Genomic DNA, 15,539 nt, shown 5'->3' with positions numbered 1-15,539 from the left:
CCCCGTGAAGCGGTGATAGCCATCCCGGTGCAGAACCGGCTCACCCTCGACTCCGAAGTAGGTCTTCTCAGTGATGTTGCCGCGTGTATCAAGTTTCAGTCTGACTCGGTGATAGTTATCAATATGAAGCACCGGATCATCGCTCATTCCCAGTTAGCGCCGCTCAATCCGGTCACCGAGCTCACTGTGCGCAATGTCCACCGCTACGACTCCGCGTCGACTGGCCTGTGGCTCGCCGTTAACCCCCAGGTTGATAACACGGATTGGCAAGAAGCTATCGCCGTGATAAACGAAACGCTGACCAAAGACCCCTGCGGCATTTGCACGGCGCTCTCTGTTGAAATTGAGGTATATCTGGCCGATGACTCGGCCCAGCTCATTATAGTGAAGCTCGTGCCCGGTAATATTGGAGCGCTGGTTTCCACCCTTAAAACCAATTTCAAAGCCGCCCCCATCGACTGCCTGTGCGAGAGGCGCATCTAGGTGCTCCTGCCTGAACTCAACAAACGCGGCAGCTCTTCGCGGTCGCGGAAGATAGGGAAGAGGCGACGCGGCACAGGCTCATCGCGGCCGGGGCGACCCACTAGGTCACGTGGGACACGGTAGGTCTCCAACTGCCGGTGAAGTTTCTCGCCGATGCGCGCGTCCTTCGACGAATAGGAAATGAAGGCCCAGTAGCGATATTGGTCTTCAGATTCGGTCATGGGCCTTTTCTCCTAGTCTTTGTCAGCGCAGGTGCCTAACTACCAGGGAAGTGAAGAACTCAGAGAGACACGTAATGAGCCAGATAATGTTGATAGGAGTGGTCACGGGCGTTTCGGGATGTCAAAGCAAGGAGGGAAGTGTTTAATACTGACACTTTCCCTTGCCGCCACCCGCCCAATCGCGAGTAGCTGATCACTATTGTTATGGGCTGTCATGTTTCGCAAGGCTTTTACCCGTGAATTTGATAGATCGAATCCCAACTCGGCAAGTGGCTCACGTTCCAGCTTCGCGTTATAGCGTAGGTAACTGAGCGCTGGCTCGCGAGTTAACAGGTCTCCGCTTAAATCGCCGACCTCTGAGTCGAGCGTCCACGGTGTCAGTGTTCGGGACATATACTGCATGAGCAACTGAACCTGAGTGTTGGCGTCTTCCATTAGCATCTTCGGTACCTCGACGGGCCAGTTCCATGCTTTGGCGCCTGCTACCTTGTCGACAGGATCACGCTGCTGCCAACTGCCAGTGCCTATCGAAACCATCAACAATTGGTCTTCACCCGTCGGCCAGTGGAACGGGAACCCTTTCAGTGTTGCTAGAAGGAACATTTGCCAAGCTGGGTTATTTGCCATACTGACGCCACCATCCACGAAGGCGCCGACTTCGCCTTGGCCGACATCAAACTTTGTTGGTACGAAAAAGTAAGGGGCCGCGGCACTGGCATAGACAGCGTCACGCAACAGGATGTGACGGTTCATTTCATAAAAGCGGCCTTGAGGGTGATTTATCAGTGGCCAGGTGCTGCGAGTGTCGGCGCGTTTGGTCACAATGCACAGGCCGGTAGCCAGCCGCTCATCGCCCAGCATGCAGTCGCCAAATACATCGTGTAAAACACTCTGAAGTGGCTTGGAATCAAATCTGGAGTGCCAGGCTCGCCAGTTTCGACGGGCGAATATGCGGGTGGTGACGTCCATGCCGTGCCCGGTGAGCGTCTTCATTTCCATACCCATGGCGAGAGCCGCCGCCAGGATGGAACCCACACTGGTTCCGCCAATCAGGTCGAAATAGTCGCTGAGTCGCATGTCAGGGCGTCCATGCCGTTTGCGTAGTTGATTCTCAAGCGTTTCGAGAAACCCCAACATCAGAATGCCACGTACTCCACCGCCATCTAAACTCAGGATACGCTTGGGCGTAGAGGAGGTAAGGCGGTGCAGTAGGGCGCAACTCATTCGCATAACTCCTTAAGATACCTCAGAACCCTGGGGTCAGCTCCCGCTCGCTGTAAATCAACCGCCATATCCGCAGGTCATCCGACAACGTCAGGCTGACTTGACCCAAAAGGCGACGAACGGATTGGCGATCGGGAGAGCCCCGTCTGGCTTTCAGGGATCTGGCTAACTGCTCTAATTCTGAAACCATGCGCAGTGACTGCTGGGCGGATGAACGGAAATCCCCGGTGGCGCGGATGCCAAAGATCGCCGCTCCCACTACCGGCAGTGTTGCCCCAAGCAGTGTGGCCAGAGGTTTGTAGAAATCGGCTGCCAGTTGCCAGCCTTGCACATAAAGCGCGAAGGCCAACAGGTAGACAGTGCCGCTGGCAATGGTGGCCCACAGTGCCACCTCAGCAGCTCTTTCAAGCCGATGGTCAAGCAAGTGCAATAGCCCAGCGTTCTCGCGGTGATAGCTGAGTTGGCTGTCGATCTCCTCGCTCAGCGTCACGTCAATCGCCGCTTGTAACGCACATTGGTCGATGACAGCTGTGGGGGGCGTAATCCCTCGCAGCGATGCCCTGACATACCAGGCGATCCAGGTCTGTGTCGGCGTTCCACCGATATTATTGCTCGGACGGATTGGCGAACTACCCATCAGGAGCGGCAATCGCGCAGGGCGCAGCGCTTCGGCAAGGCTACGATAATCGAGCCAGCGGTCACGCCATTGCCCGCGGTGACCGAGCCAGGTGGTCATCAGTATGGTGCCGATGATGATAAGCTCGACGAGCACGCAGATCGCTTTTGCCGCTTTACTCTCCCAGAAGAAGACAGCCAGCAGTCCCACAAGAACCGCCACTGCGGCGAGTGTGAAATTGGCGATATAGGCACTGCGGAATAGGTGTGAATAGTGGATAGCAAGGTTGTCTGCACCCAGCCAGCGCGCGCGCAAATGCAAATCGAGGTGATTGCGGAATGTCGCACCGCCTATATTCTCGGCTGCCTGATGGGTTTCGATCCATGCTTGCTGGCACTCGCGCGTTAGTCCGTTGTCGACCTGTAGGGAAAAACGGCGTTCTGGTAGGAATGCCCATCGCAAGAGGTTATAGCCAAAGGCCCAGCAATGCGGATGGAATTTCTCACCTTTAAAGCGCCTTAGGCCCGCTGCAAATGAGGGAGTATCATGGGCAGAATAAACTTGCTCCGGTAGGGCGAGATGTTCCTCGATCTGTTCAGCTAAGGCCAGGGATACAGGTGTAGCCTCGCTACTCAGATTGAGCGCCTGCCACTCACCATCCTCCAGCAGATCGACGGCCGTGTCTGGAACCTTCCAGAGTTTGAGTTCACCCTCAAGGGTGATCAGCACGGTGATGATGCCTCTTTGGCGTGCGTCGTTGACAATCTCAGCTGAACCTCCCAGGCCATCGGCAGCCTTTTGATCCCAAATAGCGACCAAGACGTCCGAATGCGCAAGCATCAAGTGCCCCGCTGCAAGATAGCCGTCGTTGCGACCATCGGGCATGTCACCAAGATCCAGTTCCGTGCAGCTCTGCACAGCGTTATGGTCGAAGGTACGCTGAAACTTCTCCAGAGCGGCCCCCTCAAAGTCCTGTGCATAGCTGGCGCGCGGAAAGGGAAGTATCAGGTTCAGATTGTAGCCAGCGTCCACCGCTGCGTCTGTCACGATCTGATCCGCACCCTCGGCTATTGAAGTCGCGAGTCTTAGATCAGGAGATTCTGGAGAAAAAGGGGCAGCACCTCCCAGTGCATCATTTTTCTCCTGCAGCGATCGCGTGACTGAGGAAAGGTAATGGAGAACTTCTGAGGCACGAGCATGGAGCCTAGACGTGTCAACGCCCTCAAGCTTATGAGGACGATGCCCAGTAACGCCAACTCGTAAGGTCAGGCGCGGGGCGATGTAAGGGCCTTTAAGTTGCTCCACCATTGGTTCCATTTCTGATACCTGGGTAATGCTGGAAGATCGCGCGGCTGAAATTGGAGAAGCTTTATTGAGGGCAAGAGAGCGCGTAGATTCTCGGTTCCCAATTTCTTAATAGGGATTCGGCTCTCCGCTGACAGGTGCTATTACTTACAATAATCAAAAATTCAGCGATAATCAGGTTTTTTCCACTCGTGGCGGAATTTAAGCCCTTATTATTGTTGTGGAACGACTGTGCGGTGAGTATGAAAAGCGTTACTTCAAGAACCTAACGGGTAACTAGAATACCCAGGGCGATTCAAGTCATCGCTTCACAGCTATCCGCAGTATCGACCTGGGTAGCGCTGGAACTTGACTTCGCTCGGGAGCACGACAATTTGGTCATCCCGTTCTTCATCGAGCCTTTGTAAAAACATGAACGTTTTCGGGACTGCCTGGGGCGATGCTACGCCGCCTGATACTTTCGCCGCCATCGTCCACTGCCTGATGCGCGACCTTTATCTGACACTCAATCTTGAGCTGCTTAATGCCGCGCAATTATCTGGAGCTCTCTGGTGCTCGAAGATCAGCCTGATCGTATGGTCTGTGCGCGCCGATAATCTCGGCGAGGCGATTTGCTTGTCTTGGTAGCGTTTACGTACTTTCCTGACGCCATAGAGATTCAGCAAATGTGGACCCGCTGGATTCATGCGGGGGCGAGGGAGTACGCTAACGAGGCACTCCGAAGCCATATGCGTGGATTTGCGCGCTAGAGACAAGAAGAAGGTGTTCGTTGCTATGAACCATGTCCAGGGCATGGTCTTTGTCTCAGAGAAGCTCTCTCATCATTGGCAAGCGCTGGACGACTTCGAAGGAGCAGAGTACCAGCGCAGGTGAACAACCGCGACGCTTTCAGGGGGTTGCACAATTTGGACTCTAAAGCTTAGGTCGATAGCGCTATGACGCGAAATGCATTCAGGTCGGAAGGATATTCTGGTTGATACGGAAGAGGTTTGTCGGATCGAACTTCTTCTTGAGCGCCACCAGCCGCTCATAGCTCGCACCATAGGCGAAGGCGGTGCGGTCGGCTTCATCTCCGGTCAGAAAGTTGACGTAGGCACCTCCACTGGCATAAGGCTGTGACCGGGTGAAGAATTCACGCGCCCAGGCAATGCAGCGTTCATCCTCTGCGGCCGTCTCCCAACGTGCATGCACGTTCAACACATAATTAGCATCACGGTTCGAGTAGGCCATCGCTTCAGGTTGCACTCGGCCCGTTTGACCGCCTATCGTGGCAATAAAAATCTCGCACTGTGAAGACGGTAGGGCACCAGCGTATTCGATGATGGTATCGATCGGCTCTTCTTCCAACATCGAGAAATTATGAGACTTCCAATAGTTGCGTGCCCCTGGCGTTAACAGTGGGTCGAACGCCTTTTGCCAGTCGATATACGGCTGCACACCGATATGCTCGCCGTATGCGTTACCAAACCTTCTAAGCGGTTCGATGTGTTTCTCGCCTTCTAAGGGGTCGCCTGCGTAGCAAATGGCAAGAGCGACAATCTCTTTCCCGTGCACTGCCTCGGGCAGGAAAGGCAAGGGGGGCGCCTTGCGCGTCACCATCCACACGTTGAGTTCGTCTGGCATCGTCTCCGTGAAGCGGGCGAACTGCGTGATGACCGATTTTGCTTCGTCGAGGGGAAAGACGATAAGACCGCATAGCACATTCGGGCCTACGGGATGCAATTGGTACTCGAAACGGGTAACGATACCGAAGTTACCGCCTCCACCGCGAAGCCCCCAGAAAAGGTCGTCGTTTTCCGATTCACTGGCATGCAACTGTTGGCCATCGGCGGTAATGACGTCCATGCCAAGCAGGTTGTCGATGGTCATGCCATACTTTCGGCTTAGCCAACCGAATCCCCCTCCCAAGGTCAGACCGGCGACACCCGTGGTGGAGTTGATGCCCAGTGGGGTAGCAAGACCATACGCTTGGGCAGAGGCATCGAAGTCCGCGAGGGTGCAACCTGGCTCGACGTATCCAAGGTGAAGTTCTGGATCAATGTCGACTCTCTTCATTTGCGAGAGGTCGATCATAATGCCATCGTCGCAGGCAGAGTTGCCTGCAATGTTGTGTCCACCGCCGCGTACGGAGAAAGGGAGATCGTGTCGGCGTACGAAGTTTAGGGACTGAACAACATCGTCAGGTGAAGTGCAGCAGGCAATCATGGAGGGGCTGCGATCAATCATGGCATTCCAGATCTGACGCGCTTCCTCGTATTGCTTATCTGCTGGAAGAATCACGCTTCCTGAGAAATTGGTTTTGAACTCCTCTATTGCGGTTTGCGAAAGCTGGCTCATGACGAACACCTTGAGGTGTGCCCAGGGCAGGATTCGTACAAGGGGCCGCCGGGCGGGTAAGTGAGGAAAACCACCAAGCTGGCGATTATCCCCAATCTTCACAGCGACCCTTTGATTGGTATTTCGTCAGTGGATAGTCACAGTATAGAGAAGCCTGTCAAGAGTTGCTCTTTTTTCTTCGAACGATCCATTAATCATCATGGCCTGACCACGGTTGATTATTGATAAGTGGTTATGGCATTTTTTGATAAACGCGTACCTTGCCTGCAAGATTTTGGTTAATTTCGACCCACCAACTTGCTTTTATTATTGAAACGTCACGACTTTCTTGCAGTTAACTCCTGGCCGATAACAGTCTTCCCCCTCCAAAGCCCCAAGCTTCCGTGAGAAGCTGGTTTCAACAATAGCTAATCCTCTTCCATCACTTCCTCGACCCATTCCACCCACGTTTCGGTAAGGCGTTGGCCAAGCCCCAGCGTTTGCCAGTGCGCACGCTGGGCGGGCGTCAATGTCTTTGGATTGCTAAACCACTCCCATTCGATGGCAGCGTAGGTCGTTAGGCGCTCCTTGAGCCGCTTCTGGTTTGGCGTCGGCGTTCTGCCGCTGATAGGTCACTTTGGGCCGATTCATCTGCTTTCGTTGTGGGGGCTAGTAGCTCTTGCCATTGCATTGGCGGCTATCCTCAAGGGTAGAGCAGCATCGCAGTTGGATGGTTGGCGACTATCTGGGGCTAGTTGGTGCTTTTGTTGGTTCCCTGGCACCGGGACGCTGGATCGCTGTTCAGTTGGGCATGTGGTGATGGTTAAAAGCAAGCGTGATAGAGAGAGCCACTTAGCTTCTAGCAGAGCACTCCAATCATTGTTGAGCTTATGCTAACTTAGCATTCACAACCTGTGAGGTAGCTTTCCATGTCTATTGAAATCTGGTTCGCCTTTGTCCTTGCGTCCGTGGCTTTGCTCGCGATTCCTGGGCCAACGATTTTGACAGTGGTTAGCTACTCTATTGCCCAAGGTAGGCGCGCCAATATTCCGCTTGTCGCTGCGGTGGCATTGGGTGATTCAACGGCACTGCTCTTTTCACTGCTTGGCCTGGGAGCGGTGTTAGCCACCTCGGCATTTTGGTTCACCGTGATCAAGTGGATCGGCGGTTTATACCTGCTCTATATGGGCATCAAACTATTGCGTGCCGGTATATCGTCGGTGCAGCCGGTTACACCGGCGGTATCAGGTTCGCGCTGGAAGCTCTTCACCAATACCTATTTTGTTACTGCGCTTAACCCGAAGGGCATTATCTTCTTCGTCGCCTTTTTGCCGCAATTTGTCAGCCCGAACGCCGATGCTGGGCAGCAGCTGTGGATTCTTACGGTTACATTCGTGGCCTTGGCAACGCTGAACGCCACTCTTTATGCCGTGTTCGCAACGTCGGTGCGCAAGATGCTGGCATCGCGTCGCGCCCAGCGTCGCTTCAACTTGGTTGGCGGAACGTTACTCTCTTCGGCGGGTGTCTGGGCGATGCTTGCAAAGCGGCCTGTGTAAGTAAAGGACGGTAAATTGGATGATGGAAATGCTGTTCGTATCGGGAGACAACTGTGAGTGAAACCCTTCAAGAACTGCTAATGGAGCTTGAGCAGTTTGGCCAACAAAACGATGCTGCCATTTCTGAACGCCCAAGACGAATGCTCAATATTACTCGTGATACGGGTGAGTTTTTATCGGTGCTTGTTCAAGCAACCAATGCCCAGCGAGTGCTGGAAATTGGCACCTCGAATGGGTACTCCACCTTGTGGCTGGCCCAGGCAGTGCAGAGGGTTGGTGGGCACGTTACCACTGTTGAGCTTTCCGAATTCAAGCGTGAGATGGCCGCGAGAAATTTTGAGCGCTCAGGCCTCTCTAAGGTCATCACTCAGCATCGAGGGGAGGCGGGCAGTTTGCTTGAAAGCCTGGACGATGCCTATTTCGATCTGCTCTTTTTAGACTCAAAACGCTCTGATTATGTGCAGTGGTGGCCGAATATCCAGCGAGTTTTACGCAAGGGCGGACTGCTTGTGGTGGATAACGCCACTTCCCATGCAGACGAAATGGCTGCTTTTATGGCGCAGGTATCGGCAGGCCCCGATTTTATCACCTGCACTGTGCCCGTCGGCAATGGCGAGTTTCTGGCAACGCGGTGCGGGTAACGGCTGGCTAAGCGTTAAAGGCGCCCTAGCTGACCAAGAAAGCGGAGGTCGAATTTTGTTACTCAGTGAACGTAAACCGTCAGAGTATAAACGGAATAAACCATGATCAGAGATGCCGTAAAGGGTGATTCGGAAGCCATAGCGCACATTTATAACCACTACATCGAAAATACCGCTATTTCATTTGAAGAAAAGCCAGTATCGGGTCCAGACATTCAAGGTCGGATTGAAAACGTTCAGTTGGCCGGTTTGCCTTGGGTGGTGGCAGTGGAAGATGGTGCTGTAGTGGGTTATGCCTACGCTACAAAATGGAAGGAGCGAAGCGCTTATCGATTTTCAGTTGAAGTCAGCGTTTATCTTTCCAACCAGAAGCAAGGCAAAGGCTTGGGCGCAAAACTGTATGAAACACTCTTTTCCACGCTCAAAGAGGGCGGAATTCATGCGGTGATGGGCGGCATCACGCTTCCCAATGCTGCCAGCGTTGCACTGCATGAAAAAATGGGCATGAAAAAAGCAGCTCATTTTGAAAAGGTAGGGTTTAAGTTCGATCAGTGGCACGACGTTGGCTATTGGCAGCTAAATCTGAATGCCTGATTGTGACTCAATACGTGTAAATTAAGGCTGATGTAAGTGGATAAAGTATGGACAGCACTTGCCTCTTCTAGGCGTGTAGCTATTGGGTAACGCGCAATAAAAGCACGATCATAATATTAAGCCATCCAGCGCTCGTATTTCGCACTGTTTATGGCGAGCTTTGGGGAAAAAATGACCGTAATTGAAATTAAACGCCCACAAGAGCTGTCGCGCTTACGTCGCCTTGCCCTGGCTGCGCAAGGTTTGCTGCAGAATCAGCCTTATGGACGTGGCTTAGCCGGGGCCCGTAAAGCGATTAACCACCTGGGTTATGTTCAGATAGACACCATATCTGTGGTAGAGCGAGCCCATCATCATGTTATTCACTCCCGAGTAGCAGGGTTTGAGCCACACATGTTGAACCAGCTATTAATCAATAAAGACATTTTTGAGTATTGGTCGCACGCAGCTGCATTTTTACCCATTGCCGATTTTCGCTTTACCTTGCCCTACAAAAAGGCTATCAAAAGTGGGCAAACGCATTGGTTTAGATCACCTGATAAAAAGCTCATGGGAGAATTGTTGGCTCGCATACGTTCAGATGGTCCGCTGCGGTCTCGAGATGTAGGGACTAGCACCATAAAGCGCGCAGGCTGGTGGGACTGGAAGCCAGCCAAAAAGGCACTTGAACAGTTGTATATGGAAGGCGATCTGATGGTCAGCGACCGCGACGGCTTTCAAAAGACATACGATCTAACCGAGCGGGTATTGCCATCTCACGTAAATTTACAGATGCCCTCCATTGAGGAGTATGCGGCGCACCTAGTAGACCAACAATTGCGCTGTCATGGGTTTGCTTCACTCAAAGGACTGACCTATCTGCGCCGAAATGCAGAGTTACGCAAAGCTGTGAATGCCCTGGTAAATGAAAGGTTGGCACAGGGCGATTTAGAGAGAGTAAAAGTGAGCAGTGGCGATGAATTTATACTGGAAAAGGGTGGATTCGAACGCTCCCTGCCTCGTTTGAAAGAGCGTATGTTGATTCTTTCGCCATTCGACAACAGTGTTATTCAGCGGGAGCGACTCAAAGCGCTATTCCAATACGACTATCAGTTGGAATGTTATGTGCCCGAAGCCAAGCGTCAGTATGGCTACTTTTGCCTGCCGCTACTGTATCGCGATGTGTTTGTTGGCCGGATGGATTGTAAAGTCCATCGAAAAACCAGCCACTTAGAGATCAAGAATTTATATTTCGAACCACACACTTTTGACGAAAATAGAGTCGTTACTGCTTTTGTGGAAGCCATTGTTCAGTTTTGCCATTTTCAAAAATCTGACTCAGTGTCTTTGAATGGAGTCCATCCTGAACACCTGGCTCAGCGTTTGCGCAGTGCGCTAAAATCTCTAGGGTGAGCTTGGGAGCAAGGCAGAGCTGAGGGGCTAAACCAGATGCTGCGATCGGAGAAATTTTCCTTGGAGCCATGACATCAGGTACATAAATATTCCTCAACAGTCGCCGCTTTTACTTTTGGCGGATGAGATCCTAATTCTCCATGTGGTCTTTGTGGTATAGGCTTAATTGCTGTGAATTAACAGCAGGGCAGATGACGACCCGCTGCCGTACAAACGTTAGCTACCATATTAGCGATAGCGCTTAAGCGAGAGGATTGCACCAATGACAGGGACAAATAAACCATCAACGACCGCATTGTTGAGCGATCACCGGGTAAAGGTGCTCTTGGTTATCGCGATTATTGCGGTGGTCTGGGCCATTGTGGCGCACACCATTGCAGGGTCGCGGGAAGACAGTATGGAAGCGCTCGAAGCGCGGCTGGCTGAAACTGAGCGAGAGCACCAACAGATTCAGGCGGAGATGTCTGAGGTTGAAGCCGCGGAGCTGGACTTAGCAACTTTGCAGCAGCGGATGAAGAACCTTGAAGTTGAACAAGCTGAGGCGGAAGCCGCACTTGCTTCAACGCGCGCAGACATTGCTAATGCTGAAGAAGATTTGACCGCTTTACGGGGTGAGCGTGAAACCCGCGAAGAAGAGGTAGAGACTCTCAATGAGCAGGTCGACGAACGGCAGAGCAGCCTTGAAGAGCTGAATGAGACCTACGCCGAGGTAGAAAAAGAGAAAGAAGAGGCCGAAGCCGCCCGTGATGCCGCTCAACAGTCTCGCCAAGATGCAGAAGACGCTCGCAGCGAGGCTGAAGCAGATCTTGAAACGCTCAACACCGAGATTGAAGAGGCCGAAGCCGCCAGCGATACCGCGCAACAGGCTCGTCAAGAGGCAGAAAATGCCCACAGTCAGGTTGAAGCTGGCCTTGAAGCGCTAAATACTCAGATTGAAGATGCCAATAACCAACTTTCAGCGGTCGGTGATAGGGTAAGTGAGTTAGAAGCAACGCGTGATGCGCTCACCATTGAAATCACTTCGCTCAAAGTGATGCGTGACGAAGCGCAAACGCCTGAATGATTTACAGCCTTAACGCGTAACACCTCGCAGCGATGTAGACGTACCTCCCCGCTACTTAAACGGGGAGGTTCTTGACGGTATCTACCGCTCCGCCAAGGTGTGGAAGGCTCGCTAGAGCTTCGTACCGGGCTGGATCATGATCGTCTGTTTGTAGCCTACGATAACGACCGGCACCTTGGGCTGGGTAGCGTAGATTAACGCGACGAGCGCCACGCCCGCGAAGCGCCTTACACTCTACGGCACGTTTCTTAATCCAGGCGATACTATCCGATGCATCGGCGATTTCTGTTACCTCTTTTCCTCTTGGGGTTGCTGGCCTCTTTGGCTGGCTGCGAGGAAACGCCCACCGGGCGCTCCCAACTAGCATTAGTCCCGAACTCGTTAATGGCTGACATGGGGAAAGACGCTTTTAATCAGCTACGCAATAGCCAGCCGATCAATCGCGATACCCAGGCTAATCAGTTGGTGCAGTGTGTGGCCGAAAAAGTGGTGGCTGGCGCTGAGGCAAGCTACCCAGGGCTCGCTTTTCCAGAGCATTGGGACGTGGTGGTGTTTGAGGATGCTTCCCCCAATGCTTTTGCTCTGCCGGGTGGACGCATCGGGGTGCATAGCGGCCTACTGCGAGTGGCCGAGACTCCAGCCCAGCTAGCGGCGGTGATTGGGCATGAGGTGGGGCATGTGCTGGCGGATCATGGCAATGAGCGACTTACCCAGCAGCTTGGCATTAAAGCCGTGTTATTGGTGGTGGGGTTATTGGGGGAAGGGGAATTTGGCAATCAGCAGTTAATGCAGGCGTTGGGTATCGGTGCGCAGGTGGGCATTAGCCTGCCTTTCAGCCGCACCCATGAGGAGGAAGCCGATTTGATGGGCCTTGAGATTATGGCCCGTGCGGGGTTTGACCCGCAGCAGAGCGTGACCCTGTGGCGCAACATGGCTACTACTGGTGGAAGCCAGCCCCCTGAATTCCTCTCTACGCACCCCGCCCATGAATCTCGCATTCGGGCATTACAGCAAGGGTTGGAAAAGGCAACGGCCATTTATCGCACGGCTACCCCGACTAATTGTGTAAGTTAGCAGCGAAACTTTTGATACTGAGCCAAGTGTGAGGTTATTGTCAGTACTTGGAGGAAGCTCCAGCTCCCGAACACACGGCCAATACTGCTGTCTTAACTCGTTCAAACCAAGCCAGTAGGTAAGCTCTGCTATGCCTCCCACGCTGCTGCTACTGCTCGCCGACACCCTGCTAGTTCTCCACGTGCTGTTTGTGGCCTTTGTGGTGTTAGGCCTGGTCACTATTTACGCAGGCTATTTCTTCAACTGGCGGTGGGTTCGCAATCGCGTTTTTCGCATCGTGCATCTATGCGCCATTGGCTATGTGGTGGTTCAGACTTGGCTCGGGGTGGTTTGCCCGTTAACCACCTGGGAAATGGTGCTGAGGGCAGAGGCGGGCGCCGCTACTTATTCGGGCTCGTTTATTCAGTACTGGCTGCACAGCCTGCTCTATTTCACTTTGCCGGAATGGGCGTTTGTAGTGGTGTACACGCTATTCGGTAGCCTGGTGTTGGCCAGTTGGTTTGTGGTGAAGCCTCGACAGCACTCTCCCTAGAAGATGGGCGTGTACTAAACTTTGTGTATCACACTGTGCTTGGGAGCGAACCCATGCGGCACCTATACCTAATGCGGCACGCCAAAGCTAAACAGCCCAGTGGCGACATGACCGACCACCAACGGCCGTTGCGAAAGCGTGGTAAACGTCAGGCAGCGGCGATGGCGCATGTGCTTCAGCACTGGCAAGCGTTAGAAGGGGGGATTTACGTCAGTACAGCGGCTCGCACGCGGGAAACCTTCGATGAGATCGCAGGCCAACTGCCTGATCATACCCTGGTCAACCAGGTTCACTTCGATGAAGACCTTTATACGTTCGATGGTGGCGGGCTGCAGGCCTGGCTCGACTCGCTGCCGAATGAAGCCGAAAGAGTCCTGGTGATTGGGCATAACCCGGCGCTGCATGATCTGGCTCGTTGGCTCGAACAGGCAGCGCCGCATTCGCTGCCCACCGGGAGCGTGCTGCATTTCACGCTGTCCGGCTCTTCCTGGGAAAGCGTGAGGCAGGGCGGAGCCAAACTGGCAGGGTACCTGACCCCGGAAACGGCCAGCTATCCTCTTTTTCAGCGCCTTGCCCCCCAATCACCCAAACGCAATAACGACACCGCCCGCCGTATTCGTGACATGCTGGAGCACCAGTATCAGATGATCCGTGCCTTGGAAGCTGGTGTTATCGCAGGCGTTGACCCTGAGTTCTTGCACCAGTACCGGGTCAATCTGCGTCGTAGCCGGGCAGTGGGTGAATCCGTGCACGCCATTACTCGAGTGCCTGGCCTGAAAAAGATGCTTAAGCGGCTCAAGCAACGAGCCCAGGCTACCAGTGACCTGCGTGATATTGATGTGTTTCTGGAGGATATGGCCAAGACGCCCCCGCCGCTCACTTCTGGTAGTTGCCAGGGATTGATGCAGAGGCTCCAGGCTTGTCAGCGGGAACGCCACCAGGCGCTGTGTCAGCAGTTAAATGCACCGGCGTATGCTGAGGAGATGCAGGCATGGCAGCACTTTATCGCTTCCGATGACGTTGGGAAGGCGCTTTCGAAACTCACGCCAAAGCGTATCTGTAAGGTACTGAATGAGCGTATCGCACGCCACGATGAAGACTTGGCGGCACTCTCGTTGGATAGTCATGACGCCGAGTTCCATGAACTGCGTAAGGGCGTGAAGCGGATTCGCTACCTGGCTGATCTGAATCCAGAGACCCCTGAACCGTTTCTGTCCCAATTGAAGCACCGCCAACGCCTACTCGGGGAGTATCAAGACCTGTGTTCCCGTCAGGCCTGGCTGGATGCCTTCGGCGCAAGCCCCGATAACGACCCGCAGCCACAGCAGGAGTGTCTCGAGTGGCGCGATTCGTTAGAGAAGCCGAAGCTTATGCTGCGCAAAGAAGTGTTGGCGTTGGAACCTCTGGCCAACGTGTCCCCGTAACAACGTAATCAGGTAGCCTTGCCGCCAATCGTTACGCAATATATGATTTGTATATGTTCCATATTCGTTTCATATATTGGGTGGTGTGATGGGTATCGTTAAGATCAATGACCAGTTGCATGAGGATATTCGCAAGGCAAGCACCGTCATGGTGCGCTCAATCAATGCCCAGGCAGAGTACTGGATAAAGGTGGGCATGCTGGCTGAGGCCAACCCGGGAATGACCTTCTCTGACATCATGCGTGAGCAAATGAAACAAGCCGACGTTGAAGTAAGGAAGGTGGTCGGTGAGTGAGCTGACGCTGAAAAGCGAACAGGAGTTGCGTTTGATGCGGGAAGCCGGACGGCTACTCGGATTGGTGTTCAGTCATCTCGACCAACAGATAGCGCCCGGCGTATCCACCATGGCTATTAACGAATGGGCCGAGTGCTATATCGTCGATCAATTGAAGGCACGCCCGGCCAGTAAGGGGCAATACGATTACCAGTACGTATTGAATGCTTCAGTCAATCACGTGGTGTGCCATGGCATTCCATCCGAGAAGCAAATACTCAAAACAGGCGATATCGTCAATGTCGACATTACCCTGGAGAAAGACGGCTTTATTGCTGACTCCAGCAAGATGTATCTGATCGGCGATGTGACTCCCTATGCCAAGCGACTGGTCGATAAAACCTACGAGGCCATGTGGCAAGGAATACACGCGGTCAAGCCTGGTGCCACATTGGGTGATGTAGGCTACGCAATTCAGCAATATGCCGAAAAACACGGATACTCTGTCGTTCGTGAGTATTGCGGCCATGGCATTGGCCGGGAAATGCATGAAGAGCCGCAGGTGCTGCATTACGGCAAGAGAGGCAGAGGCCTGGCGTTGAAAGAAGGAATGGTGTTTACCATCGAGCCCATGATTAATCAGGGCAGGGCCAAAATAAAAACCAAGCGGGATGGCTGGACGGTGGTGACCAGTGACAAGAAATTGTCTGCTCAGTGGGAGCATACGGTAGCGGTCACATCCTCTGGTTTCGAAGTGCTAACACTGCGCGATAACGAGCGTCCCCCTACTGAGATTAATCAATAACGACCATTCCCCATCCTCT

At 53.4% G+C, this 15,539-nt stretch carries 16 protein-coding genes; 12 read left to right on the top strand and 4 right to left on the bottom strand.

The window, feature by feature from the left end:
- Positions 1 to 12: 12 nt before the first annotated feature.
- Positions 13 to 483: a hypothetical protein gene (locus tag HZU72_RS16900; protein WP_180094178.1), complete on the top strand. Its 471-nt coding sequence runs from the start codon at positions 13 to 15 to the stop codon at positions 481 to 483.
- Here HZU72_RS16900 and HZU72_RS16895 read toward each other — a convergent pair.
- The 3 genes from HZU72_RS16895 to HZU72_RS16885 form a co-directional block, all read right to left on the bottom strand.
- Complete coding sequence (locus HZU72_RS16895) at positions 480 to 704, bottom strand: hypothetical protein (protein WP_180094176.1); 225 nt, start codon at positions 702 to 704, stop codon at positions 480 to 482. The two genes, HZU72_RS16900 and HZU72_RS16895, sit on opposite strands and share 4 nt — an antisense overlap.
- Positions 705 to 806: 102 nt before the next feature.
- On the bottom strand, positions 807 to 1,928 hold the full coding sequence (locus HZU72_RS16890) for a patatin-like phospholipase family protein (RefSeq protein WP_180094175.1): 1,122 nt from the start codon (positions 1,926 to 1,928) through the stop codon (positions 807 to 809).
- A 22-nt stretch (positions 1,929 to 1,950) separates the two neighbouring features.
- On the bottom strand, positions 1,951 to 3,861 hold the full coding sequence (locus tag HZU72_RS16885) for a hypothetical protein (protein ID WP_180094173.1): 1,911 nt from the start codon (positions 3,859 to 3,861) through the stop codon (positions 1,951 to 1,953).
- Positions 3,862 to 4,260: 399 nt separating this feature from the next.
- Here HZU72_RS16885 and HZU72_RS16880 point away from each other — a divergent pair, with 399 nt between their 5' ends.
- Positions 4,261 to 4,476 (top strand): hypothetical protein, encoded by a 216-nt coding sequence (locus HZU72_RS16880; protein WP_180094171.1) that lies wholly within the window; start codon positions 4,261 to 4,263, stop codon positions 4,474 to 4,476.
- Between the two features lie 324 nt (positions 4,477 to 4,800).
- Here HZU72_RS16880 and HZU72_RS16875 read toward each other — a convergent pair whose 3' ends face one another.
- Positions 4,801 to 6,186: an FAD-binding oxidoreductase gene (locus HZU72_RS16875; protein ID WP_180094169.1), complete on the bottom strand. Its 1,386-nt coding sequence runs from the start codon at positions 6,184 to 6,186 to the stop codon at positions 4,801 to 4,803.
- Between the two features lie 908 nt (positions 6,187 to 7,094).
- Here HZU72_RS16875 and HZU72_RS16870 point away from each other — a divergent pair.
- The 10 genes from HZU72_RS16870 to map all read left to right on the top strand — a co-directional run bounded on the left by HZU72_RS16870 (position 7,095) and on the right by map (position 15,520).
- A complete protein-coding gene (locus HZU72_RS16870; protein ID WP_180094167.1) occupies positions 7,095 to 7,721 on the top strand; it encodes a LysE family translocator in 627 nt (208 codons plus the stop codon).
- A 53-nt stretch (positions 7,722 to 7,774) separates the two neighbouring features.
- Complete coding sequence (locus HZU72_RS16865) at positions 7,775 to 8,362, top strand: O-methyltransferase (RefSeq protein ID WP_180094165.1); 588 nt, start codon at positions 7,775 to 7,777, stop codon at positions 8,360 to 8,362.
- A gap of 102 nt (positions 8,363 to 8,464) precedes the next feature.
- On the top strand, positions 8,465 to 8,956 hold the full coding sequence (locus HZU72_RS16860) for an arsinothricin resistance N-acetyltransferase ArsN1 family B (RefSeq protein WP_180094163.1): 492 nt from the start codon (positions 8,465 to 8,467) through the stop codon (positions 8,954 to 8,956).
- Positions 8,957 to 9,127: 171 nt separating this feature from the next.
- On the top strand, positions 9,128 to 10,348 hold the full coding sequence (locus HZU72_RS16855) for a winged helix-turn-helix domain-containing protein (protein ID WP_180094161.1): 1,221 nt from the start codon (positions 9,128 to 9,130) through the stop codon (positions 10,346 to 10,348).
- A 262-nt stretch (positions 10,349 to 10,610) separates the two neighbouring features.
- Entirely contained in the window at positions 10,611 to 11,411 is an 801-nt protein-coding gene (locus HZU72_RS16850; RefSeq protein ID WP_180094159.1) for a coiled-coil domain-containing protein, read from the top strand.
- A gap of 270 nt (positions 11,412 to 11,681) precedes the next feature.
- Positions 11,682 to 12,485: a M48 family metallopeptidase gene (locus HZU72_RS16845; RefSeq protein ID WP_180094157.1), complete on the top strand. Its 804-nt coding sequence runs from the start codon at positions 11,682 to 11,684 to the stop codon at positions 12,483 to 12,485.
- Positions 12,486 to 12,615: 130 nt separating this feature from the next.
- On the top strand, positions 12,616 to 13,017 hold the full coding sequence (locus HZU72_RS16840; protein WP_180094155.1) for a DUF2784 domain-containing protein: 402 nt from the start codon (positions 12,616 to 12,618) through the stop codon (positions 13,015 to 13,017).
- 53 nt (positions 13,018 to 13,070) lie between these two features.
- On the top strand, positions 13,071 to 14,441 hold the full coding sequence (locus HZU72_RS16835; RefSeq protein ID WP_180094153.1) for a CHAD domain-containing protein: 1,371 nt from the start codon (positions 13,071 to 13,073) through the stop codon (positions 14,439 to 14,441).
- A gap of 88 nt (positions 14,442 to 14,529) precedes the next feature.
- Positions 14,530 to 14,736, top strand: a complete 207-nt coding sequence (locus HZU72_RS16830; RefSeq protein ID WP_022523750.1) for a ParD-like family protein — start codon at positions 14,530 to 14,532, stop codon at positions 14,734 to 14,736.
- Complete coding sequence (gene map / locus HZU72_RS16825; RefSeq protein WP_180094151.1) at positions 14,729 to 15,520, top strand: type I methionyl aminopeptidase; 792 nt, start codon at positions 14,729 to 14,731, stop codon at positions 15,518 to 15,520. The genes HZU72_RS16830 and map overlap by 8 nt, the downstream gene beginning before the upstream one ends.
- Positions 15,521 to 15,539 lie beyond the last annotated feature (19 nt).

Origin of the sequence: Vreelandella sedimenti, from assembly GCF_013416325.1 — a bacterium.
Taxonomy (GTDB): Bacteria; Pseudomonadota; Gammaproteobacteria; order Pseudomonadales; family Halomonadaceae; genus Vreelandella; species Vreelandella sedimenti.
Note: the sequence above shows the minus strand (reverse complement) of the source record. Positions and strands in the feature narration are given on the sequence as shown.

Bases quoted from the DNA above. Each gene is read 5' to 3' on its own strand.
- HZU72_RS16895 (WP_180094176.1), bottom strand. From the start codon at position 704: ATGACCGAATCTGAAGACCAATATCGCTACTGGGCCTTCATTTCCTAT.
- HZU72_RS16890 (WP_180094175.1), bottom strand. From the start codon at position 1,928: ATGAGTTGCGCCCTACTGCACCGCCTTACCTCCTCTACGCCCAAGCGT.
- HZU72_RS16885 (WP_180094173.1), bottom strand. From the start codon at position 3,861: ATGGAACCAATGGTGGAGCAACTTAAAGGCCCTTACATCGCCCCGCGC.
- HZU72_RS16880 (WP_180094171.1), top strand. From the start codon at position 4,261: ATGAACGTTTTCGGGACTGCCTGGGGCGATGCTACGCCGCCTGATACT.
- HZU72_RS16875 (WP_180094169.1), bottom strand. From the start codon at position 6,186: ATGAGCCAGCTTTCGCAAACCGCAATAGAGGAGTTCAAAACCAATTTC.
- HZU72_RS16870 (WP_180094167.1), top strand. From the start codon at position 7,095: ATGTCTATTGAAATCTGGTTCGCCTTTGTCCTTGCGTCCGTGGCTTTG.
- HZU72_RS16860 (WP_180094163.1), top strand. From the start codon at position 8,465: ATGATCAGAGATGCCGTAAAGGGTGATTCGGAAGCCATAGCGCACATT.
- HZU72_RS16855 (WP_180094161.1), top strand. From the start codon at position 9,128: ATGACCGTAATTGAAATTAAACGCCCACAAGAGCTGTCGCGCTTACGT.
- HZU72_RS16850 (WP_180094159.1), top strand. From the start codon at position 10,611: ATGACAGGGACAAATAAACCATCAACGACCGCATTGTTGAGCGATCAC.
- HZU72_RS16845 (WP_180094157.1), top strand. From the start codon at position 11,682: ATGCATCGGCGATTTCTGTTACCTCTTTTCCTCTTGGGGTTGCTGGCC.
- HZU72_RS16840 (WP_180094155.1), top strand. From the start codon at position 12,616: ATGCCTCCCACGCTGCTGCTACTGCTCGCCGACACCCTGCTAGTTCTC.
- HZU72_RS16835 (WP_180094153.1), top strand. From the start codon at position 13,071: ATGCGGCACCTATACCTAATGCGGCACGCCAAAGCTAAACAGCCCAGT.
- HZU72_RS16830 (WP_022523750.1), top strand. From the start codon at position 14,530: ATGGGTATCGTTAAGATCAATGACCAGTTGCATGAGGATATTCGCAAG.